Annotated in this window: 1 pseudogene; it reads left to right on the top strand. The window is 66.8% G+C overall.

What is annotated here, in order from left to right:
- A pseudogene (locus tag E5162_RS14570) lies at nt 1-304 on the top strand (M14 family zinc carboxypeptidase); the annotation flags it as partial.

Raw genomic sequence — 304 nt, 5'->3', positions numbered from 1 at the left:
AGTACCGGATGATCCGGGGCCTGTTCGACCGTCTGACCGAGTTTGAGGAGAATATCTTCTACGACGTGTCCGGCTGGACGCTCCCGCTGGCCTACGATCTGGATTATGCCCCGCGGGGCGGCCAGTTCAGCGCCAACCTGGTGGGCGATGCCGCGACCGGGGCGATGGCTCCGGCGGTGCCGCCGCGCGCCAGCTATGGCTATGTCTTCTCCTGGACTGACAGCCTGGCCCCGCGCGCGCTCTCCTCCGTGCTCGATGCCGGCCTGTTCGCGCGCGTCGCGACTGAGCCATTTGAAGCCCAAAC

The sequence above is a fragment of the Marinicauda pacifica genome (assembly GCF_004793635.1).
GTDB lineage: Bacteria > Pseudomonadota > Alphaproteobacteria > Caulobacterales > Maricaulaceae > Marinicauda > Marinicauda pacifica.
This window is presented reverse-complemented; position numbering and strand designations above follow the sequence as displayed.